Source organism: Actinoplanes sp. NPDC051537, assembly GCF_055586105.1.
Genome location: NZ_JBVJIU010000002.1, coordinates 18,713 through 39,279 on the forward strand (window position 1 = coordinate 18,713; position 20,567 = coordinate 39,279).

Below are 20,567 nucleotides of genomic sequence, written 5' to 3' on the forward strand. Positions count from 1 at the left end.
GGCCCCGATGCGGCCTCCCGTCACACGCGCGGTCATCTACGACGAGAAGCGCGGTTCGGGCCGGGTGGTCTACGTCGGAACGCGTAGCCGGTCCCCATCCGTCGGCGGAAGACCGGCGTCCGCCGCGCCGCAAGGATGAAAAGCGGCACGAAGACCCTCCCCGACTCGAAGGGCTCTCCCATGCGCAAAGCATTCGTCGGACTGGCGGGCTTGTTGATGCTCGCCATCGTCGGGCAGTTCTTCCTCGCCGCCTCCGGCGCCTTCGACACGGCGCCCACCGATGAGGCGTTCCGGCCGCACCGCATCCTCGGCATGGTCACGCTCCTGCTGGCCGTGCTGCTGACCGTGGCCGCCGCCCTGTCCCGGATGCCGGGCAAGGTCATCGGCCGGGCCGGCCTGATCGCCGGGCTCGGCGTCCTCCAGGCCGTGATCGCGATCATCGCCAAGGCGTTCGACGACGGCGGCCAGACGACCACCGCCGGCCAGCTCATCTTCGGCCTGCACGCGGTGAACGGCCTGGTCATGATGGCCCTGGCCCGCAACGTCATGCAGCACGCCCGCGGCCGGGCCACGACCGGCCCGGCCGAGGCCGCGCCCGCCGCGTCGTCGGCGCGATCGGCGTCATGACCACGGTCCAGTGGATTCTGCTGGATGACGTCGTTGCCCTGCTGAGCGTCGCCGCCTGCTTCGCGGCCGCGGTGCTGGCCGCCACCCGGCGGCCGGGCCCGGCCGCCGGGCTCCTCGCCGGGGCGGTCGCGATCACGCTCGCCCGGGTGGTGACGGTGGCCGTGCTGGCCGGCCGGGGCTGGTGGTTCGTGCAGGAGAAGGTCCTGCTCGGGCTTCCGCTGGCCGCGGTCGCGCTGGTGATCGCCGTGCTCACGGCCGGGCGCCGGCTGTGGCCACCGGCCCGGCGACCGGTGGACGGGCCGCCGGCGGGCGACCTCGTCGCGCTGTTCACCACCGGGTACGCGACGCTCGCCGGCCTGCTGGTGACGCTGCTGGCCGGCTACCCGCTCGACGGGAGCACGGCGCTGATCACGGTGTCGCTGGTCTGCGCCGCCACGCTGCTGACCGCACGGGTGATCGCGGCGCCGGCCGAGCGGCCCGGCGGCGCGGGCTCCCCGGCCCTGTCCCGGCGGCGGCTGCTCGGCGCCGTAGCCGCCGGCGCCGGGCTCACCGGGACCGGCCTGCTCTTCCGCGCCCCACCCCAGGTGACCACCGGCGGCGGACGCCCCGCCGCCGCCGGTGGTCGGGGCACGCCCGTCTCGGTCGCCGACCTGCGTGGACCCACCACGCCGGCCGCGGGGGGCGTCATCCGGCGGCACACCGTCACCGCCCGGACCGCCCGGGTGCGTCTCGCGTCCGGCCCCGACGTCGACGCCTGGACCTACGAGGGGCAGCTCCCCGGCCCCGAGATCACCGCGACCGAGGGCGACCTGGTCGAGGTCACGCTGCGCAACGCCGACATCGAGGACGGCGTCACCGTGCACTGGCACGGCTACGACGTGCCGTGCGGCGAGGACGGCGCGCCCGAGGCCACCCAGCACGCCGTGAAGCCGGGCGGCGAGTTCGTCTACCGGTTCCGCGCCGACCAGGTGGGCACCTACTGGTACCACACCCACCAGGCCTCCCACCTGGCCGTGCGCAAGGGGATGTACGGCACGCTGGTGGTGCGCCCGCGGGCGGCCGGCCCCGAGGTCGATCTCACCCTGCCGGTGCACACCTTCGACGGCGTCACCGCGATCGGGGACCGGGCGGGACGCGTCGAGCACGAGGCCGCGCCCGGCGCCTCGGTGCGACTGCGGCTGATCAACACGGACTCCGACCCGCACTGGTTCGCGCCGGCCGGCGCCGCGTTCCGGGTGGCCGCCGTCGACGGCCGCGACCTGAGCCGGCCCGGCGAGGTGCGGGAGCGGCGGCTGCGCCTCCCGGCCGGCGGCCGCTACGACATCGACCTCACCATGCCGGCCACGCCGGTCACGGTCGTCGTCGACCATCGAGCGGACAGCGGCGTGCTGCTGCGCCCGCCCGGCGCCGCCGACCCCACCGTGCCGGACACCGAGGGCTGGCCCGAGCTCGACCTGCTCGGCTACGGCGAGCCGGCCGCGGTGCCGTTCGACCCCCGCGCCGCCGACCGGCACTTCACCTTCGTCCTGGACCGGTCACTGGCCATCGTGGACGGCACGCCGGCGTTCGCGCCGACCGTCGACGGCCGGGGCCACCCGTCGATCCCCGACCAGCTCGTCACCGAGGGGGACGTCGTCCGCTACACCGTGGTCAACCGGGGCGTCGAGACCCATCCCTGGCACCTGCACGGCCACCCGGTGCTGCTGCTCTCCCGGGACGGCAAGCGGTCGACCGGCAGCCCGATCTGGGTCGACACGTTCGACGTGCAGCCGGGCCAGGTCTGGGAGGTGGCGTTCCGGGCCGGCAACCCGGGAGTCTGGATGAACCACTGTCACAACCTGCCCCACCAGCACGACGGGATGATGCTGCGTCTGGTCTACGACGGCGTCACCACGCCGTTCGGGGAGCCCGGCCATGGGCACTGACGTCCGGTTCCGGCGGGCCGGGTCAGCGACCGGCGTCCGGCGTGCCGAGACGCCGGGCCAGGATGGAGATGACCACTGTGGCGGCGACGACATGAGTGGCGGCCAGGACGAGCTGGGTCGACACCGCGGTGTCCCGGGCGAGAGCGGGCGCGATCAGCGAGAGCGCGGTGAACACGACGGTGGCCCGGACGAAGGTCGCGGCCGGGTGGCGCGCCCAGCGGTCGAGGGCCACGGCCAGCAGGATCCCGCCGAGCGACCACAGCACGACGCTGCGGGCGATGTATCCCGGCGGAATGTGCTGGGCCGCCTCTTCCCAGACGCCGGCCGCCTCCATCGGGACGCCGACCGCGCGGGCGATGAGTGTGAACGCCTCGGACGCGAGCGCGGCCAGGACGACGGCCACCACGCCGACGAGCCAGACCGGACGGCTGAGCAGGGACCGGTCGGCGCCGGTCGGGGACGGGGAGCTCGGAACGGCCGAGGTCACGGCGGCACCTCCTGGTCGGATGAGCGAACCGTAGGCGGGCCGCGACCGGGGCGTAAATACCGCGGTCGCGGTAGCGCGGCCCTGGCCGGGGCGTGGGCCCGCGCCCGCAACTGGGCCGTCGCGGTCGCCGTGACGGCGGCGCTGCTGATCACCGCGGCGGCCGCGGACCACGCGGCCGCCCGGCTCACCGGGCTCGGCTACGCCCTGGTGGTGACGAGCGGGCTGGCGCTGGCCGCCGCCCGCCGCGCGCCGGTGACCGTCCTGGTCGTGACGGGACTGTGCGCGGCCGGGTACAACGCGATCGGCTTCGCCGTGCCGGCCGCCGCCTTCCTGTTCGCCGTGTACGCCGCCGTCCGCTCCGGCCACCGGCTCGTCACGCTGGGGTGGAGCGTGGTCATGCTGTTCCTGCTCCCGCTCGCCATCCTGCTCTCCCCCGCCGACGAGGCGCCGCAGGAGGCGCTGGCCCAGGCCCGCGACGTCCTCGCGCTGGCCTGGCTGATCGCGGCGGCCGCCGCCGGCGAGGCGCTGCGGCAGGCCGAGCGGCGGGCGGACGAGGCCGAGCGCACCCGCGAGGAGACGGCCCGGCTGCGCGCGAGCCAGGAGCGGCTGCACATCGCGCGCGAGCTGCACGACTCGCTCACCTACCAGATCTCGATCGTCAAGGTGCAGTCCGAGGTCGCGGTCCACCTGGCCCGCAAGCGCGGCGAGGAGGTGCCGGAGGCGCTGCTGGCGATCCGGGCGGCCGGCCGCGCGGCCTCCCGCGAGCTGCGGGCGACGCTCGAGACGCTGCGCGACGTGAAGCTCCCGTCGTACGGGCTCGACCACCTGCCCGAGCTGCTGGACCGGGCCCGCGGCATCGGCCTCGTCACGACCCTCACCATCGAGGGGGAACGCCAGGACGTGCCGGACGCGGTCGACCGCACCGCGTACCGGATCGTCCAGGAGTCGCTGACCAACACGGCCCGGCACGCGGCCGCCGCCACCGCCTCGATCCGGATCGACTACCGGCCCGACCTGCTGGCGATCCGGGTCGACGACGACGGGACGGCCCGGCCCGGCGCCGCCCCGGTTCCCGGCGTCGGGCTGATGGGCATGCGCGAGCGGGTCGCGGCCCTGGGCGGCCGGCTGCGGGCCGAGCCGCGCACCGAGGGCGGGTTCACCGTCCAGGCCGAGCTCCCGGTGGTGCCCGTCCCGTGATCCGGCTCCTGCTGCTCGACGATCAGCCGTTGCTGCGCAGCGCGTTCCGCGCGCTGCTCGACGCCGAGGACGACATCGAGGTGGTGGCCGAGGGCGCCGACGGCGAGGAGGGCCTGGCCCTCGCCCGCCGGCACCAGCCCGACCTCGCGCTCGTCGACATCCAGATGCCGGTCATGAACGGCATCGAGACGACCCGCCGGATCACCGCCGACCCCGGCCTGGCCGGGGTGCGGGTGGTCATCCTGACCAGCTACGGGCTGGACGAGTACGTCTTCGAGGCGTTGCGCGCCGGGGCCGCCGGGTTCCTGGTCAAGGACATCGAGCCGGACGACCTCCTGCACTCGGTGCGCGTCGCGGCGCGCGGCGACGCGCTGCTCGCCCCCTCGATCACCCGGATGCTGATCAGCCGGTTCGTGGCGCAGCCACCGGGCCAGGACGTGCACCCCGGGCTCGAGGAGCTGACCAACCGCGAGCGTGAGGCGGTCGCGCTGGCCGCGCAGGGTCTGTCCAACGACGAGATCGCGGACCACATGGCGATCACCCCGCTGACCGCGAAGACCCACGTCAACCGGGCCATGCTGAAGCTCCGCGCCCGCGACCGCGCCCAGCTGGTGGTCTACGCCTACGAGTCGGGCCTGGTGACACCCCGCGGCCGCGGCCCGGCCGGCCCGGACGCCTGACGGTAGGCGACCCGGACGGCGACCCGCGCCAGCTCGTCGCGCCAGCCGGGCTCGACCGGGGCGGTCGCGATCGCGGCCTCGGCCTGCTCGACCAGGTGGTCGATCCGGCGCTCGATCTGCCCGCGGACGTCGAGGTCGGTGATGACCTGGGCGAGCGTGGCGTGACCGGCGCCGGTGCCGGCCAGCGACAGGGCGTTCAGCAGCGTCATCCGGCGCGGCACGGTACCGTCGTCGCCGTACGCGTCGATCAGCTCGCACCGCAGCTGGAACGCCTCGCCCAGCGCCGTGCCGTAGCGCTCGAACGCCGCCGCGACCCCGGGCCGAACGGCGATCGCCGCGCCCAGCGCGAGCGGCCGGTGGATGGCGTGGCGCCCCGACCGGCACGGATTCCGGTGGTCCCGGTAGCGGCCGACGGTGGTCTCGGTGCGCAGCTCGTGCCAGATCGTCATGCCGGCCGGGGGCAGCGCCCGTACGAGCCGATCGGCCTTGGTGTTCGCCGGATCCCCGGCCGACACGGCGACCGCGTGCAGCAGTTCCAGCGCCGCGGCGGCGTCCACCGCCGTCGGCGCCCGGGCCGGATCGCCGCCCGCGGCCAGGAACCCGTTCAGGCAGAACGCCGCGCGGATCGGCCCCTCGCCGCCGGCCGGGCAGGTGGCCGCCGCGTGGGGCGCGACCGCGCGCAGCCGATGCTCGACCTCGCCCAGCAACGCGGTCCGGGCCGGGGCCGGCGCGGCGCGGATCAAATGAAGTTCACCGCCCCGGTCCGCCACTTGTAGTGCGACTCGAGCTTGTAGTACTCGCCCTTCGGGGTCAGGGCGACGCCGTAGACGAACTTCCGGTCCTCGCCGCCGTACGGGACGCTCTGCACGAACTTCTCGATCTCCGGCTCCACCGGCACCGGAAGCGTCGTCAGGTCGGTGGTGGCGGCGGCGTAGCAGACACGCTCGATCGCCGGGGAGTCCCAGCCGAGCGTGAGGTAGAGCCCGAACGACTTCTCGCCGAGCTTCAGCATCTGCTCGCTCGGCACGGCCATGCCGCACTCGCGCAACGTCGACCGGATGGTCGCCGGCGCGAAGCAGTCCGCCGGCACGTCGTTGAAATACACGTTCACCGTACGGGCGGGATAGTCCAGCCCGACCACGCCGACCTTGTCGGCGAGGCCGAGCCGCTCGACCAGCCCGGCCTGCGCGGCCAGGCCGGGCGGCATGCCGGGCAGCGAGGCCAGTTCCGCCGCCGACTGCAGCTCGCCGGGGGCGAAGGCCGCGTAGATCTTCTTGAAGCCGCCGGCCACCCCGAAGTCGACGCCGCGGCTCTCCACCGGACATCTCCGCTCGAGCTCGGTGAGCAGCGAGCCGATCAGGTGGTCCGGCTCCGGGGTGAGCCCGTTCGCCCGCGCGGCGCCGTACGGGTCGCGGTCGTCCGGATGGGTGCGGAACCGGCAGTCGAGCTCGCCCGCGTGGCGCAGCGCCGTCGCGACCCGGAACGCGACCACCGCGCTCGGGTGGGCGAAGGCCTCGGCATACGTGGACAGGACCGGCCACACCGTGTCCCGCGAGCAGGGCACGCCGAGCAGCCGCGCCGACTCCTCGAGGGTGGCGTAGAGCTCGTCCGCCGCAGACGTTCCGGGCATCGATCCTCCAATGTGTCGGTACGGATGGTTCACCGCGGCTCGTAGATGCGCTTGTGGCCGGACAGCCCGGCCAGGCGGTACGGGCCGGTGGTCTCGCGCGGCACGAAATGGTCGCCGCCGTCCGTCGGGAAGGCGTGCTCGTGCAGCTCGCGGTAGCGGGCGTAGCCGACGTCCTGCCGGCGGGCGATCGCCGCCCGGTGCGCGCCGGAGCGCAGGTGCGCCCGGTACCCCGGCGTGACGGTGCCGGCGAAGAGCTCGGCGACGCTGCCCGAGCCGTAGCTGAACAGGCCCACGGTGTGGCCGTCGAGGTCGGGGCCGTTGTCGAGCAGGGCGGCCAGTCCGACGTACATCGAAGCGGTGTAGCTGTTGCCGATGACGGAGTTGTAGTCCGTCGTGCGCTCGACGGCCCGGGTGACGGCGGCCTCGTCGACCTCGTGCCCGCAGTGCTGCAACAGGTGGCGATGCGCCTTGTACGCCATCCGGGTGAACGGCTGGTGGTAGCAGAACGCGCCGAGGTCGTCGAGCGTGCGCCCGCCCCGCTCGGCGTAGTCCTTCCAGGCGCCCTCCACGGCCTGGAGGTACGCGGCGATCGACTCGTGCCCGTCGACCAGCGCCGTGGTGCGGTAGTTGGGCCGCCAGAAGTCCATGATGTCGGCCGTGAACACTCCGGACGGGTCGTCGATCCGCATGATCGCCGGGTCCGCGCCGACCAGCATCGCGACTGCCGCCGCGCCCTGGGTGGCCTCGCCGGCCTCGCCCAGCTCGTACTTCGAGACGTCGCTCGCGATCACCAGCACCTGCTGGGCCGGGTCGCGGTGCACCAGGCCGATCGCGAACTGCAGCGCCGCCGTCCCGCTGTAGCAGGCCTGCTTGAGCTCGACGACCCGGGTCGCCGAGGGCAGGCCGAGCAGCGAGTGCACGTGGATGCCCGCGGCCTTGGCCTGGTCGACGGCGGTCTCGGTGGCGAAGACGACGGTCCGGATCCGGTCGGCGCCGTGCCGGGTGACGACGGGCGCGGCCGCGGTCGCCGCCATGGTGACGATGTCCTCGTCCGCGGCCGGGACGCTCATCGACACCTGGCCGATGCCCCGGTGGTACTTCGCGACGTCGGCGCCGTTCTCGGCGGCCAGGGTCCGGTGCGTCAGCACGTACTCGGTCGTCGCGATCGAAAGGTCGTGAATGCCGATCGGCACGTCGAGGGTCATGGTCAGCCTCCGATCGTCGTCGTCTTGGTCTCACGTTCGAGCCGCAGATGCGCGCGCATCAGCTCGCCCGGGTTGGTCTGGGCCGCGAGCAGGGACAGCTCGCCGCAGAGCACGGTGGCGGCGACGATGACCGCGAGCCGGCGCGCGTTCTCGCCCGGCTCGCGGTCGGCCCGGCAGCCGAGCCGGGTCAGGTTCTCCTCGACGAAGCCGAGCCCCTTGCCGTTGCCGACCGTGCCGAGGATCAGGTTCGGCAGCGTGCAGGAGAAGTAGAGGTCGCCGTCGCGGTCCTCGGCCACGGTCACGCCCTGCGAGCCCTCGACGATGTTGGCGGCGTCCTGCCCGGTGGCCAGGTAGAGGCCGAGCAGCATGTTGGCGTAGTGCGCGTTGGCCGACCGGATGCCGCCCGCCAGCAGCGTGCCGATCATGTTCTTGTGCACGTTCAGCTCGGCGATCGCGGCGGCCGTGGTGTGCAGCCGGTCCCGCACGACGTCCCGCGGCACCAGCAGCTCGGTGACCACGTTCTTGCCGCGGCCGAGGATGCCGTTGATCGCCGTGGCCTTCTTGTCGGTGCAGTAGTTGCCGGAGATCGAGCCGTAGGCGACGCCCGGGATCGTGGTCAGGATGTGGCCGAGCAGGGCGTCGGCGGCCAGGGTCACCATGTTGTGCCCGGAGGCGTCGCCGGTGGTGAAGCTGAACCGGAGGAACAGCAGGTTGGCGGTGATCTCGTGGTGGAAGCCGATCAGCTCCACGAACCGGCCGCAGCCGCGGACGATCTCGCGCAGGTCGTCGAAGCGCGCGTCCACCTCCAGCGAGGCCAGGTACGCGGTCTGCGCGTCCCGGGCCCGCACGTACACCGACCGGGTCATGCGCTCGTCGACCAGGGTGGCGACGATGCCCTCGTCGACCATCCGGGAGATCCGCGCGCCGCGGCCGACCGAGGGCCAGAGCGGCGACTCGTAGGTGGCGAGCGGCACCTCGGTCTCGACCGCCGCGACGTTGCCGGAGATGCGGACCGGGCCCACCCATCTCATGGGGACGCCGGCCACCGGGTTCAGGTCGGTCATCGAGTTCCTCCGAAGCTCTCGTGTGATCGGGTGGCGAGGTCGCGGGTCTCGATGCCGCGCTCGGCGCAGAACTCCTTCAGGCCGCCGCGCACGAGCACGTCGCACCGGGCGAGGTCGGCCGGGGTCCGCGCGCCGAGCGCGGTCATCAGCGCCTCGATCTGGTCGAGCCAGAGCGAGATCAGGGACATCAGCGCCGGTACGCCGCCGTCCAGCACCGTCTTGAGGAACAGCCCGGAGACGCCCGCGGCGGAGGCGCCGAGGGCGAGGCCGCGCACCACGTCGAGCGGGTTGCGGACACCGCCGGAGGCGATCACCGGGATCCCAGCGCTCCGGGCGTCGAGCAGGCAGGCGGCGGTGGACTGGCCCCAGCCGGCGAGGAAGGAGTAGTCGGGGCGGTCGCGGCGGTCGTTCTCGATCCGCGCGAAGTCGGTCCCGCCGCGGCCGGCGACGTCGGCGACGCGTACGCCCATCTCCTCGAGCCGGACCAGGGTCTCCCGGCTCAGCCCGAAGCCGACCTCCTTGACGATGACCGGTACGCCGACGCCGGCCACGATCCGCTCGATGCCGGGCGCCCAGGCCGAGAACGACCGGTCGCCCTCGGGCATCACGGTCTCCTGGATCGTGTTGAGGTGGATCTGGAGCGCGTCGGCCCGCAGCAGGTCGACCGCCCGCCGCGCCCGGTCGACGCCGGCGTGGGCGTTGACGTTGGCCATGATGAACCCGTCCGGGTTCTCGCGCCGCATCACGCCGAAGGTGTCCGCCACCGACTCGTCGGCGAAGTACGCGCTCATCGACCCGGTCGCGATCGGCACGCCGGTCTCCCGGGCCGCGATCGCCAGATCCCGGTTGATCAGGCCGGTCTTCGCGCTTCCGCCGGTCATCGCGTTGATGCAGAGCGGCACCGGCCAGGCGATGCCGCCGAACCGGGTGGCCAGCGAGACGTCGGACCGGTCGATGCCGGCCAGCGCGTGGTGGACGAAGGCCACGTCGTCGAACTCGTTGTGCCCACCGAGGTGGCGTTGCTGCTCGGTGGCGTACCGGACGTGGTCGTCCTTGCGGTCGGCGATCATGCGGCGCTCCCCTTCGCGAGCTGGATCCGGATCGGGACGGGCAGCACACCGGCGGCGGCCCACTTCTCCCGCAGCTGCCGGCCCTCCCAGCGCGCCGCGGCGTCGAGCAGCGCGATCCCGCAGTCGCCGCCGCCGGCGCCGGACGGCTTCGCCGCGCCGCCCACCGCCTCGGCCGCGTCGCAGAGCGCCGTCAGCCCGGGAGTGAAGATCCCGAGGCCGGTCTCCTCGTCGAGGTCGGCGAGCACGTGCCGGGCGCCGCGGATCTGGCGCAGGAGCGCGGCGTCGTCGCCGTGCTCGAGCGCGCGGATCGCGGCGAACACCCGCTCGTCGCTGCGGGCGAGGAAACCGCGGGCCGGCGTGCCCAGGCGGGCGGCAAGCGAGGAGGTGCTGGCCGGCTGCCCCGTCCAGCCCACCTCGACGGCGAGCCGGCGGGGCGGGGGGAGCCGGCGCAGCCCGAAGCCGGGCCATGGCGCCCGCAACGCCTCCTCGATGCCGCGGCGCCGCGCCATGTCCACCACGGCGGCGCGATCGGGTGCCCGGTAGGCGATCCAGCCGCCCCAGGCGCTCGCGGCGAGGTCGCCGCCGGACGGGCCGGGGTCGTGCCGCGCCGACGCCAGCAGGGCGAGGCGGAACCGTTCCTCGGGCGACAGCCGCACGCCGTGGTAGGCCGCCACCGCGCTCACCGTCGCGACCGTCACGGCGCCGCTGGAGCCGAGGCCGAGCTTGAGGCCGTCGTGGTGCAGGCGGCTGCGGATCGCGAGGTGCATCGGCGCCGTGCGCCGGCCCCGCTCGGCCAGCAGGCCGGCGGTCACCTCGATCGCCGAGACCACCGGGCGCAGGAGGTCGCGCGCCCGGCGGGTGTCGTCCGAGCCGAGCCCGGCGAGCTCGTCGCCGCGCCAGCGCAGGAAGGCGGGCGCCGGGCAGAGGTCGGAGTCGATGGTGACGCCGGTGGCGACCGACTCGGCGACGGTCACGCCGATCCGGCGCTCGACCGCCACCAGGACGGCCGGGTGGCCCGGCTCCAGCACCGCGTACTCACCGGCGATGAACAGCTTGCCGGGCGCCTGCCGGCTGACCGCGGCCGGGCCGGTCACGACGCCACCGCCGATCGCAGCCGGGCGCCCGGCCCACGCCGGGCGACCACGACCGAGCAGCCGGGCGCCGCGCCGCGCACCGCCCCGGTCACCCGGGCGACGTCGGCAGGGTGACAGAGCACCTTCACGTTCGGGCCGGCGTCCATGGTGGCGTAGGCCGGCACGCCGGCGGCCCGCAACCGCAGGACCTCGTCGAGCACGGCCACGGTGGCGGGCGAGAGATAGCGGACCGCGGGCCGGGCCGCCAGCATCGTGGCGTGCATCCCGAGGGCGTTGCGCTCGGCGATCTCCCCGACCGCGTCGAGGTCGCCGCGGCCGAGGGCCACCCGCATCTCCGACAGGTCGGCCCGGCTCGAGTCCACCCAGGACCGGTAGAGCGGCGACGTCTCGACCGTCCGGCGCATGGCCGCGCGGCTCGACACCGCCTTCGGGCCGGCGTTCACCAGGGCGATCACCATCGCGGGGTCGAAGTCCGGCACGGCTACCGGCTCGGCGTAGGAGCCCCGGTCGGCCTCGGCGCCGCTGCCGCGGCCCGCATGGCCGACGGCGAAGCCACCGAAGATCGAGCGGGACGCGGACGCCGACCCGCGGCGTGCCAGGCGGGACAGCGCGGTGAGGTCGAGATCGAGGCCGTACGCGGCGGCGCCGGCGACGGCCAGGGCGGCGAACCCACTGGCCGAGGACGCCAGGCCGGCCCCGGTCGGCACGGCGTTGCGGGTCTCGACCGCGGCCGGGTCGGTGCTTCCGGACATCGCCCGGATCAGGTCCAGGAACGCGGTGACCCGCCGCCGCGTCTCGTCGTCCGCGGGCCGGCCGTCGAGCGAGACGCGGTCGTCGCCGGCCGCGGGGTCGAGCCGGACGGTCGTCGTGGTCGGGAAGATGTCGAGCGTCATGGACAGGCTGTCGGCGTACGGGATCATGAGTTGCTCGTCGCGCTTGCCCCAGTACTTGATGAGCGCGATGTTGGGATGCGCGACGGCCACCTCGCGCCGCTGGTCAGCCGGCACGGCTCGTCCTCACCACCGGCACGGTCCAGGTCCGCGTGGCGCCCGCGTCCCGCAGGCGTCGCGCGATCGTCGCCGCCGCCTCCGGATCCCCGGCCAGCGCGACCAGGCAGCCGCCCAGCCCGCCCCCGCTGAGCTTGGCGCCCAGCGCGCCGGCCGCGAGCGCGGTCCCGACCAGCCCGTCGAGGCGGTCGGTGCTGATCCCGAGCTCCCGCAGCACCTCGTGGTTCTCGGTCAGCCGGCGGCCGAGGCCGGCGATCCGGTCCTGCTCGAAGTCGCGGACGGCGGCGTGGGTCAAGCGCGAGACCCGGCTCACGAAGGCGTCACGGCCGGCCTCGTCGCGCTCGAACCGGCCGCGCAGCAGGTCGACGGCCTCCTTGGTGCTGCCGTGCACGCCGCTGTCGGCGAGGACGAACCATCCGTCGAAACCGGCGGTCAGCTGCCGGGCGGCGCCGGCGTGGAAGACGAGCGGCGCCGTCGCCCCGGTGGTGAGGGCGTCGATGCCGCTGGCCCGGCCGTGTGCCACCTTCTCGGAGACCTGCACGATGTCGAACACCGCGCGGGGGTCGAGCTCGCGGCCGAAGAGGCCGGCCAGCGCCAGCACGGCGGCCCGGGCGCACGCGGCGCTCGAGCCGAGCCCGCATCCGGGCGGGATCGCGCTGTCGATGACCACGTCGGCGCCGGCCGTCCCGTCGACGGCGGCGCGGTCCCGGAAGGCGGTGACCAGGCCGGTCAGGCCCTCGGCGGCGAGCGGTGTCATCGGCGCGGCGCTGGCGCCGGCCATCGCGAAGGAGACCGTCCCGGCGCCGTCCCCGAGGTCGGGCAGCCGCGTCGCGGTGGCGGTGGCGGTCAGTTGCGGGACGGGGATGGCCAGGGCCGGGGCGCCGTACACCACGGCGTGCTCCCCGGTCAGGATGGCCTTGCCGTGGGCGCGCCCGGCGCCGGTGCGGTGGAAGCCGGCGGCGATCGCCGGCGAGTTCGTCGTCGTCATCACAGGACCCGCTGCGTCACTTTGATCGCCATCTCGGCGAGCTGATGCTTCGCGGCGCTGGTGACGGCGCTCGCCTCGAGCGCGGCCAGGGCCCGCTCGGTCCGGGCCGCGATCTGCCCCTCGATGTGCTCGACGGCGCCGACGTCGGCGAGGATGGCCCGGAAGCGGGCCAGGTCCTCGGCCGAGAGGTCGGTGCCGATCCGCGAGCGGAGGAAGCCGGCCGCCGCCGGGTCCCGCTCGTCGGCCCGCCGCAGCGCGGTCGCCAGCAGAACCGTGCGCTTTCCCTCGCGCAGATCGTCGCCGGACGGCTTGCCGGTCACCGCCGGATCGCCGAAGACGCCGAGCAGGTCGTCGCGGAGCTGGAACGCGATCCCGACGCCGGCGCCGAAGGCCCGGTAGGCGGCCATCAACTCGGGACCGGCGCCGGCGATCGCGGCACCGAACTGCAGCGGGCGCTCCACCGTGTACGACGCCGTCTTGTACTGGTTGACCCGCAGCGCCGCGTCCTCGTCCTCGTTGTCGCTGGCCTGGCTGATCAGGTCGAGCAGCTGGCCGTACATGACCTCGGAGCGCACCGCCGACCAGACCGGCGAGACCCGGGTCTGCGCCTCGGCGGGCAGGCCGGACGCCCGGACGAGCATGTCCGACCAGATCAGGGCGAGATCGCCGATCAGGATCGCGGCGCCCATGCCGAAGGCCTCGGAGTCGCCGGAGAACCGCCGCGCCCGGTGCCGGTCGGCGTACAGCACGTGCGCTGCGGGATGGCCGCGCCGGGTGCGGGAGGCGTCGATGATGTCGTCGTGGATCAGCCCCGAGGCGTGCAGCAGCTCGAATCCGGCGCACGCGCTCAGCACCGAGGCGGCCTCCGGGCCCCGCGGGTCGCCGCCCGCGCCGATCCAGCCCAGCCAGGCGAAGGCCGGCCGGATCCGTTTGCCGCCGCGGAGCACATAGCTTTCGAGCTCGACGACGGTCGCCGCGAAGTCCGGGCCGAGCGCCTCGGCCTCGGCCCGGCGCTCGGCGAAGAAACCGGTGAGCGCGGCGTCGACGGCGGCGGTGTCCACGGCCGTTCCGAGAGAGCTGACGGTCATCGTTGTGGTCCCTGCAACTCATGCATCTCGGGCTCCGATGAATTCGACTTCGAGCACGGGAAATTTGCATTGCGTACGCACAATGGGGAAGCGACGCCGATTCGGCACGGACGCTTTCGCGCCGCTCGAATCGCGAATCGGCTCGGCCCGACAGTAATCGCGATAAGCGAGCCTGGACACTACTCACGCGAGTAGTGCGAGCTGACCGGCCATTTCCCGCGCCGCCGCCCGGAAGTCCCGTATAACTGGGTGTGGCTCGAGGAGCGTTCAACCGTCCGATCCGGACAGTCGAACGCCGCGACGACGATTCTCCGAATCCGCGGGGCGGTAACCATGAATCCATTGACCGGGCGGGAGCTCATCCTCGCCTCGCTGAACGGCCGGATGGAGGCGGCGCTGCGCGGAACGGGCGGCTGCGTCATCGTCGACGGTCCGTTCGGCGTGGGCAAGACCCATCTGCTGAAGGCGGCCGGCGCCCGCGCGGCCGAGCTCGGGCTCACCGTGGTGGCCGGCCGGGCGAGCATCACGGACCGGCCCATCCCCGTACACCTGCTGATCAATTTCTTGCGGCACACGACGCCCGGCTTCGAGGAGCTGTCCCGCCCGGACCGCAATCCGTTCTGGCTGATGGACCGGGTCGGCGAACTGGTCGCCACGGCGACGCGCCGGCATCCGGTCATGGTCGTCCTGGACGACGCGCACCGGATCGACGACGTCAGCGCCCTGGCCCTGCGCGAGCTGGTGCAGTCGCTGGCGTCCTCGCCGGTGCTGTGGCTGCTGGCCCGCCGCCCGGTTGCCACCCGGTCGCTCGCCCAGCACGCCCTCGACTGGCTGATCGACCACGCCGCCGAGCGATTCCGGCTCGGGTCGCTGGACGACGCGGCGATCGCCGAGCTCTGCGGCCGCCTCCTCGGCGCCCGTCCGGACGACTCCGTGCTCGGCTGGGCGGCCCGCTGCGGCGGCAACCCGTGGCTCATGGAGAACGTCTTCAGTGCGCTCATCAAGGCCGGGCAGATGATCATCGCGGACGGCAGCGCCTCGGTGGTGGCCGAGCGGCTGCCGGACGGCTTCCTCGCCGCCGTGCTCGGGCTGCTCGACGAGATGCCGCCGGAGGTCCGGCGCCTGCTGGTCGACGGTCCGGGCGTCGGCCGCACCTTCACCGTCGAGCAGGCCGCGACGGCGCTCGGCAAGCAGGTCACCGAGCTGTCCCCGGGCGTCGACGAGGCGGTGCAGGCCGGCCTGCTGCGGCGGGAGGGCCCGGCGCTGACGCTCGCCCATCCGGTCGTCGGCGACGCGCTTCACCAGGCCGCGGGCCGGAGCGGCGCGCCGGCCGCCCTCGCGGTCGTCCGCCCGGCGGCCGCCCTCGAACCGGCGGCCCCGGCGCCCCCGAGGCTGCGCAGTGTGGTGACCCCGCTGGGCGCCGAGCGGCCGAAGTCGGGGTGGGACAGCCTCACCGGCGCGGAGCTGCGGGTCATCCGGGCGATCGTGGACGGCAAGACCAACCGCGAGGCCGCGAGCCTGCTCTTCCTGTCGCCGCACACCGTCGACAGCCATCTGCGGCGGGTGTTCTCGAAGCTCGAGATCAACAGCCGGGTCGAGCTGACCAAGCACTTCATCAGCGCCGCCGGGCAACGGAACGGGTCCGCCGCCTGACGGCCGGCGGACCCGCGCTCGCCTCAGTCGAGATCGCCGGGAACGTGGACCGCCTCGGGCCGCTCCCCGTCGCCCATCGAGTAGATCGCGGCCCGGCTCGAGTACGTCGCGGCCGCGTGCGCCAGCTCGACCCGGGTGTTGATCTCCAACTTCTTGTAGACCTTCCGCAGGTGGTAGTTCACCGTGTGCGCCGACAGATGCACCTGCTTGGCGATCTGCCGGTTGGTCATCCCCACGCTCACCAGATAGGCGATCCGCTGCTCCATGTCGGACAGATTCGACCAGCAGGTCGCCGGCCGGCCGAGCGGCTCGGCCGGCTCCGCCGCATCGCCCGTGCTCGCCTGCCGGCGCCCGGCCGGGGCCTTGGCGGCGTAGATCTTGGCGAGCTCCTCGGTCGCCAGCGCCACCGAGATCGGGTCCGGGGACTGCACGATGATCAGCGACAGCGCGGCCGGGGCGCTGTTGGCCAGGGCGTTGGCATGCATGCCGGTGAGGCCGACGACCGAGATGCCCGGGTTGTCGGCGGCGAGCCCGTTCACCGTCTCCAGCACCGCCCGCTCGAGGGTCCGGTCGCCCACGTCCCGCGCCAGCAGCACGAGGAACGCGGCCGCGCTCGGCACCTCGAGGTACAGGCCACGCCGCAGCGGCAGGTGCCGGTACTTGCCGGAGAGCAGGCGCGCGGCCGCCCCGGGCCCCTCGGTCTTGATCGCGATGAGGATCTCCGTCCAGGCGTACTGGACGGACTCGAGGGCCACGTTGCCGGCCCGGTCACCCTGCGACCGCCGCAGGTACTCGACGGCCGCCGACAGGTCCTCCATGTAGAGCGAGGCGGTGCTGAGCACGGCGTACGCCAGGGGCCGCACCATCGGCACCGCGTCCTGGCCGACGGCCGACGTGGCCACCGCCGCCTCCCGCCGTGCGTCGCCGATCCGGCCCGCCTGCAGGAACAGCCGGGACCGTGCCGCCGCCGGCGCGGCGGTCCAGACCGGCCGGGGCAGGCCGCGCAGCCCCGCCTCGGCCTCGTCGATCAGCGCCTCGGCCTGGTCGAACTCGCGCAGATCGGCGAGCTTCGCGGCGAGACAGAGCAGGATGTGCAGCCGCCAGGTCGGGTCGGCGTCCGCGCTGTGCCGCACGGCGCCGCGGCCCAGGCTCAGCGCCTCGGCCACCTCGCCTCGCCGCCAGAGCAGGTTGGACCGCACGGTCAGGGCCATCAGCGCGGCGACGTCGCCGTGCCGCTCGCCCCGGTCCCGCCCGATCCGCCCGGCCATCCGCTCGGCCATGCGCTCGGCCTCGTCCCTCCCGAGCAGGAAGAGCCCGAACATCAGCGAGGCCTCCGCGTCGCGCCGGACGGCGAGCGAGACGCCCGTGCCGGCGAGCACACGTTCGGCCAGACGTACGCCGCCGGCCGCGTCCCCGCTCATGATCAGGCCATGCGCCGGCGAGCACGTTCCGCGCGCGCCGGGCGTGGCCGCGCCGCCCGGATCGGCCGGGAGTCCGGTCGCCGCCGTGTCCCGCTCCCCCGCCCACGGATCACGCCCGGAGAGACCGGCCGCCTCGCGCCGCAGTGCCTCCCGGGCCGGAGCGGGGATCGACTCGATGACGCCGCGGACGAGGAAGTCGCTCGGGAACGCCAGCTGGTTCCCGGTGGCGACGACGAAGCCGGCGGCCATCGCCTCGTCCAGGGAGGACAGCAGGGTGGCCGACGACCGGCCCAGCATCCGGGCCACGTTCTCCAGCATGAAGGAATGCCCCAGCGCCGCGGCGACCTTCAGGAACTGCCGGCAGTTCATGCTCAGTTCGCTCAGCTGAGCGCTCACGAATTCGAATACGCGAGCCGGAATCCGCCGCGCGACCAAGTGGAATGCACCGTCCTCGGCGCGTACCAATCCTTCTTCGGAAAGTCCCATCGCGAATTCGGCGAGGAGGCGTGGATTGCCGCCGGTGCCGGCCGCGAAGTCGAGCAGACCACGGTTGATGTCAGCCCCGAGGATGTCCCGCAATACCTGCTCGCGGGCCTCCTCGTCCAGAGCGCCCGACCCCAGACCGGTGGCAACATACACCGCCACCGCAATGGCTTCGGGCTTCTGGCACTCAAGCGTCGGTCTCGTTGTCATAATCCCCCCGAGATTATGCGCACACACGAACAGAGAGCTCGAAATTTCACAAACGATACCACACGACAATGTCACTCATCGATCCTGTTTCCGCTCGTCAGGCGGCCTCGCCGAACGGGATTCACGGTCGATGTCATACAATTTCGGGCACCCCGGTCGACGGTGATTCCGACCCGTTTTGTCTACGACTCACGAGTAACCACCGGACCGTTTTCCCAGGTCGCGGCCGCGCACCCGGCCGAGCCCGCCCGGCCGGCCGAACCGTGGAACTGACCGAAAGTTGATTCCCACGGAACGGCGTCTGTGAATATGACTCACGACTACCGCGGACGGAGTACTGCGACCGCGGTAGCGGAATCGGGAAACTGCCGCCGCCCGCCTGTCGACGGAGCGGAACGCGATCACGAGCATTGAGTGGAAGGCTCAATAATTGAGGAGAAGATGATGGCCACGGAGACTCCCCGTGCGGATGGAGCCCTGGCAGGGCTGGCCCGGTTCAGTTACCGCCGTCGCCGGCTGGTCCTCCTGGTCTGGATAGTCGGCGTCATCGCGTTGGGCTTCGCCGGCTTCCGGTTCGGGGCCGCCGCGGACAACTCGTACGCCGGCGGCGACACCGGATCCGCCAAGGCACAGGCCCTGATCGAGCAGCATTTCCCCGAGCAGCAGGGCGACACGCTCACCCTGGCCATCAAGGCCGACCGGGGCATCGACGACCCGGCCACCAAGGCAAAGATCGAGAAGGTCATCGCCGACCTGTCCGCGTCCGCCGTGACCGGGCCGGTCGTCTCGCCCTACGAGGACGAGAGCCTGGTCACCAAGGACCGCCGCATCGCCCGCACGACGATCCCGCTGACCAGCGTGGACGTGGCGAAGGCCGACGTCGTGCCGCTGGTGGACGTGGTCAAGGAGGCCTCCGGCGACGGGCTGACGCTCGGGCTCGGCGGCGAGAAGGCGGAGAAGGCGGAGACGCCGCCGCAGGGCCCGGCCGAGGGCATCGGCCTGCTGACCGCCGCGATCATCCTGTTCATCGCCTTCGGCTCGCTGGTGGCGATGGGCCTGCCGATCGTGACCGCGCTGATGGCGGTCATCGCCGGCATCGCGCTGATGAAGCTGATCGGGCACATCGTGCCCGCACCCGACTTCACGTCGCTGGTCGCCGTGCTGATCGGCCTCGGCGTCGGCATCGACTACGCGCTGTTCATCCTGACCCGCTACCGCGACAGCCTGCACGATGGCGACGAGCCGGAGACCGCGACGGTCAAGGCCATCACCACCGCCGGCCGGGCCGTGCTGTTCGCCGGCACCACCGTCGTGATCGCGCTGCTCGGCCTGATCGCCATGGGCCAGAAGATGATGACCGGCGTGGCCATCGGCGCCTCGGCGACCGTGCTCGTCACGATGATCGCCGCGGTCACGCTGCTGCCGGCGTTCCTCGGGTTCGCCGGCCGCAAGATCGACGCGCTCCGGCTGCCCCGCCGGGTGTCCCGCCGGCAGGCCACGCACGGCAGCCCGTCGCGGGAGCGCCGCACGCCCGCCGAGCGCTGGGCCGGCGTGGTCCAGCACCGGCCGTGGACCGCCGCGCTGCTGTCCGGCGCCCTCCTGCTGCTGCTCGCCTGGCCGGCCCTGTCGATGCGGCTGAGCCTGCCCGACGCCAGCGTGCAGCCGCACGACCGGAGCAGCTACACCTCGTACACGATCCTCTCCGAGGGTTTCGGGCCCGGCTACGGCGCACCGATGATCTTCGCGACCGAGATCGGCTCGCGCGACACCGACCTCGGCCCGGTCGTCGACGCGGTCCGCAAGACCGACGGGATCGCCTACGCGACGCCGCCGGTGGTCAGCAAGGACGGGCAGGCCGCCATCTTCATGGCCTTCCCGAAGACCGGCTACCAGGACGAGGCGACCGCCAACCTGGTGCACGAGCTGCGCAACGACGTACTGCCGGCGACGCCCGGCGGCGAGAGCGTCTACCTCGGCGGCCCCAACGCGGGGGCGATCGACCTGGCCGAGGAGACCAGCTCCCGGCTGCCGTTGATGATCGCGATCGTCATCGTGCTGTCCCTGCTGCTGCTGGTCGTGCTGGTGCGGTCGGTGACGATCGCCGTCCAGGCCGCCGTCATGAACCTGCTGTCGATCGCCGCCGCGTACGGCGTGCTCGTCGCGATCGTGCAATGGGGATGGCTCGGCAAGGCGCTCGGCTTCCCGACCACGATGCCGATCACCACCTGGGTGCCGATGATGATGTTCCCGCTGCTGTTCGGGCTGTCGATGGACTACGAGGTCTTCCTGATCTCACGGATCCGCGAGGAATACGAGCGGACCGGCGACACCCGCCGGGCGGTCACCCGCGGCCTGGCCCGGACCGCCAAGGTCATCACGGCCGCCGCCGCCATCATGATCGCCATCTTCACCACCGGCCTGCTCGGCCCGGACGTCTCGGTGAAGCAGATCGGCCTGGGCATGGCCGTGGCCGTCCTCGTCGACGCCACCATCATCCGGATGGTGCTCGTCCCGGCGGTGATGGAGCTGTGCGGCAACGCCAACTGGTGGATGCCCGGCCGCCGGAAGCCCGCGACGCCCTCGGCTCCCCCGGCCGAGGTCGAGGAAGGGGCCGCGGTCTAGCTCCCTCCTCGTGACGGAGTGCGGGGAACTCTCCGCCCGTTCCCCGCACTCCCCGGACCTGACGTTCTCGTCTTTCTTCGGTTCACCGCGGCGCCCACCGGCGGCAGGCTGTTCGC

The 20,567-nt window shown here is 73.4% G+C and carries 17 protein-coding genes; 6 read left to right on the forward strand and 11 right to left on the reverse strand.

Going from position 1 to position 20,567, the window contains the following annotated elements:
- The first annotated feature begins 180 nt into the window (after positions 1-180).
- Together ACZ6TB_RS04010 and ACZ6TB_RS04015 are read left to right on the forward strand one after the other, a co-directional pair.
- Complete coding sequence (locus ACZ6TB_RS04010) at positions 181-627, forward strand: DUF6220 domain-containing protein (RefSeq protein WP_465550344.1); 447 nt, start codon at positions 181-183, stop codon at positions 625-627.
- Positions 624-2,552, forward strand: a complete 1,929-nt coding sequence (locus tag ACZ6TB_RS04015; RefSeq protein ID WP_465550346.1) for a multicopper oxidase family protein — start codon at positions 624-626, stop codon at positions 2,550-2,552. The genes ACZ6TB_RS04010 and ACZ6TB_RS04015 overlap by 4 nt, the downstream gene beginning before the upstream one ends.
- A gap of 22 nt (positions 2,553-2,574) precedes the next feature.
- Here the strand turns inward: ACZ6TB_RS04015 and ACZ6TB_RS04020 are convergent, their stop codons facing one another.
- Entirely contained in the window at positions 2,575-3,039 is a 465-nt protein-coding gene (locus ACZ6TB_RS04020) for a DUF6069 family protein (protein WP_465550348.1), read from the reverse strand.
- A gap of 129 nt (positions 3,040-3,168) precedes the next feature.
- On the opposite strand from ACZ6TB_RS04020, the gene ACZ6TB_RS04025 reads away from it, so the two are divergent.
- Both ACZ6TB_RS04025 and ACZ6TB_RS04030 read left to right on the forward strand, forming a co-directional pair.
- Positions 3,169-4,236, forward strand: a complete 1,068-nt coding sequence (locus ACZ6TB_RS04025; protein WP_465550350.1) for a sensor histidine kinase — start codon at positions 3,169-3,171, stop codon at positions 4,234-4,236.
- Positions 4,233-4,916: a response regulator gene (locus tag ACZ6TB_RS04030; protein ID WP_465550352.1), complete on the forward strand. Its 684-nt coding sequence runs from the start codon at positions 4,233-4,235 to the stop codon at positions 4,914-4,916. Before ACZ6TB_RS04025 ends, ACZ6TB_RS04030 begins: the two co-directional genes overlap by 4 nt.
- On the opposite strand, the gene ACZ6TB_RS04035 is transcribed toward ACZ6TB_RS04030, so the two are convergent.
- From ACZ6TB_RS04035 to ACZ6TB_RS04075, 9 genes are read right to left on the reverse strand one after another with little or no spacing between them, the layout of a single operon-like run.
- Entirely contained in the window at positions 4,859-5,659 is an 801-nt protein-coding gene (locus ACZ6TB_RS04035; RefSeq protein WP_465550354.1) for a polyprenyl synthetase family protein, read from the reverse strand. The genes ACZ6TB_RS04030 and ACZ6TB_RS04035 overlap by 58 nt on opposite strands.
- Positions 5,656-6,546 (reverse strand): aromatic prenyltransferase, encoded by an 891-nt coding sequence (locus ACZ6TB_RS04040; RefSeq protein WP_465550356.1) that lies wholly within the window; start codon positions 6,544-6,546, stop codon positions 5,656-5,658. The genes ACZ6TB_RS04035 and ACZ6TB_RS04040 overlap by 4 nt, the downstream gene beginning before the upstream one ends.
- Before the next feature lie 29 nt (positions 6,547-6,575).
- Positions 6,576-7,751 (reverse strand): hydroxymethylglutaryl-CoA synthase, encoded by a 1,176-nt coding sequence (locus tag ACZ6TB_RS04045; RefSeq protein WP_465550358.1) that lies wholly within the window; start codon positions 7,749-7,751, stop codon positions 6,576-6,578.
- 2 nt (positions 7,752-7,753) lie between these two features.
- A complete protein-coding gene (locus ACZ6TB_RS04050) occupies positions 7,754-8,815 on the reverse strand; it encodes a hydroxymethylglutaryl-CoA reductase (protein WP_465550360.1) in 1,062 nt (353 codons plus the stop codon).
- Positions 8,812-9,885 carry a type 2 isopentenyl-diphosphate Delta-isomerase gene (gene fni / locus ACZ6TB_RS04055; RefSeq protein WP_465550362.1) on the reverse strand — a complete coding sequence of 358 codons (1,074 nt, stop codon included), beginning with the start codon at positions 9,883-9,885 and terminating at the stop codon, positions 8,812-8,814. The genes ACZ6TB_RS04050 and fni overlap by 4 nt, the downstream gene beginning before the upstream one ends.
- Entirely contained in the window at positions 9,882-10,979 is a 1,098-nt protein-coding gene (locus tag ACZ6TB_RS04060) for a phosphomevalonate kinase (protein ID WP_465550364.1), read from the reverse strand. The genes fni and ACZ6TB_RS04060 overlap by 4 nt, the downstream gene beginning before the upstream one ends.
- Positions 10,976-11,986 carry a diphosphomevalonate decarboxylase gene (gene mvaD, locus ACZ6TB_RS04065; protein ID WP_465550366.1) on the reverse strand — a complete coding sequence of 337 codons (1,011 nt, stop codon included), beginning with the start codon at positions 11,984-11,986 and terminating at the stop codon, positions 10,976-10,978. The genes ACZ6TB_RS04060 and mvaD overlap by 4 nt, the downstream gene beginning before the upstream one ends.
- Positions 11,976-12,974, reverse strand: coding sequence for a mevalonate kinase (gene mvk, locus ACZ6TB_RS04070; RefSeq protein ID WP_465550368.1), 999 nt, complete (start codon positions 12,972-12,974; stop codon positions 11,976-11,978). The genes mvaD and mvk overlap by 11 nt, the downstream gene beginning before the upstream one ends.
- Positions 12,974-14,062, reverse strand: coding sequence for a polyprenyl synthetase family protein (locus tag ACZ6TB_RS04075; protein ID WP_465550370.1), 1,089 nt, complete (start codon positions 14,060-14,062; stop codon positions 12,974-12,976). Before ACZ6TB_RS04075 ends, mvk begins: the two co-directional genes overlap by 1 nt.
- 333 nt (positions 14,063-14,395) lie before the next feature.
- On the opposite strand from ACZ6TB_RS04075, the gene ACZ6TB_RS04080 reads away from it, so the two are divergent.
- On the forward strand, positions 14,396-15,715 hold the full coding sequence (locus ACZ6TB_RS04080; protein ID WP_465550372.1) for a helix-turn-helix domain-containing protein: 1,320 nt from the start codon (positions 14,396-14,398) through the stop codon (positions 15,713-15,715).
- 23 nt (positions 15,716-15,738) lie between these two features.
- Here ACZ6TB_RS04080 and ACZ6TB_RS04085 read toward each other — a convergent pair whose 3' ends face one another.
- Complete coding sequence (locus ACZ6TB_RS04085; RefSeq protein ID WP_465550374.1) at positions 15,739-17,781, reverse strand: LuxR C-terminal-related transcriptional regulator; 2,043 nt, start codon at positions 17,779-17,781, stop codon at positions 15,739-15,741.
- Between the two features lie 492 nt (positions 17,782-18,273).
- Here ACZ6TB_RS04085 and ACZ6TB_RS04090 point away from each other — a divergent pair, with 492 nt between their 5' ends.
- Positions 18,274-20,451 (forward strand): MMPL family transporter, encoded by a 2,178-nt coding sequence (locus ACZ6TB_RS04090; protein WP_465550376.1) that lies wholly within the window; start codon positions 18,274-18,276, stop codon positions 20,449-20,451.
- Positions 20,452-20,567: the final 116 nt, after the last annotated feature.

Bases quoted from the DNA above. Each gene is read 5' to 3' on its own strand.
- ACZ6TB_RS04010 (WP_465550344.1), top strand. From the start codon at position 181: ATGCGCAAAGCATTCGTCGGACTGGCGGGCTTGTTGATGCTCGCCATC.
- ACZ6TB_RS04015 (WP_465550346.1), top strand. From the start codon at position 624: ATGACCACGGTCCAGTGGATTCTGCTGGATGACGTCGTTGCCCTGCTG.
- ACZ6TB_RS04040 (WP_465550356.1), bottom strand. From the start codon at position 6,546: ATGCCCGGAACGTCTGCGGCGGACGAGCTCTACGCCACCCTCGAGGAG.
- ACZ6TB_RS04045 (WP_465550358.1), bottom strand. From the start codon at position 7,751: ATGACCCTCGACGTGCCGATCGGCATTCACGACCTTTCGATCGCGACG.
- ACZ6TB_RS04050 (WP_465550360.1), bottom strand. From the start codon at position 8,815: ATGACCGACCTGAACCCGGTGGCCGGCGTCCCCATGAGATGGGTGGGC.
- fni (WP_465550362.1), bottom strand. From the start codon at position 9,885: ATGATCGCCGACCGCAAGGACGACCACGTCCGGTACGCCACCGAGCAG.
- mvk (WP_465550368.1), bottom strand. From the start codon at position 12,974: ATGACGACGACGAACTCGCCGGCGATCGCCGCCGGCTTCCACCGCACC.
- ACZ6TB_RS04075 (WP_465550370.1), bottom strand. From the start codon at position 14,062: ATGACCGTCAGCTCTCTCGGAACGGCCGTGGACACCGCCGCCGTCGAC.
- ACZ6TB_RS04080 (WP_465550372.1), top strand. From the start codon at position 14,396: ATGAATCCATTGACCGGGCGGGAGCTCATCCTCGCCTCGCTGAACGGC.
- ACZ6TB_RS04090 (WP_465550376.1), top strand. From the start codon at position 18,274: ATGGCCACGGAGACTCCCCGTGCGGATGGAGCCCTGGCAGGGCTGGCC.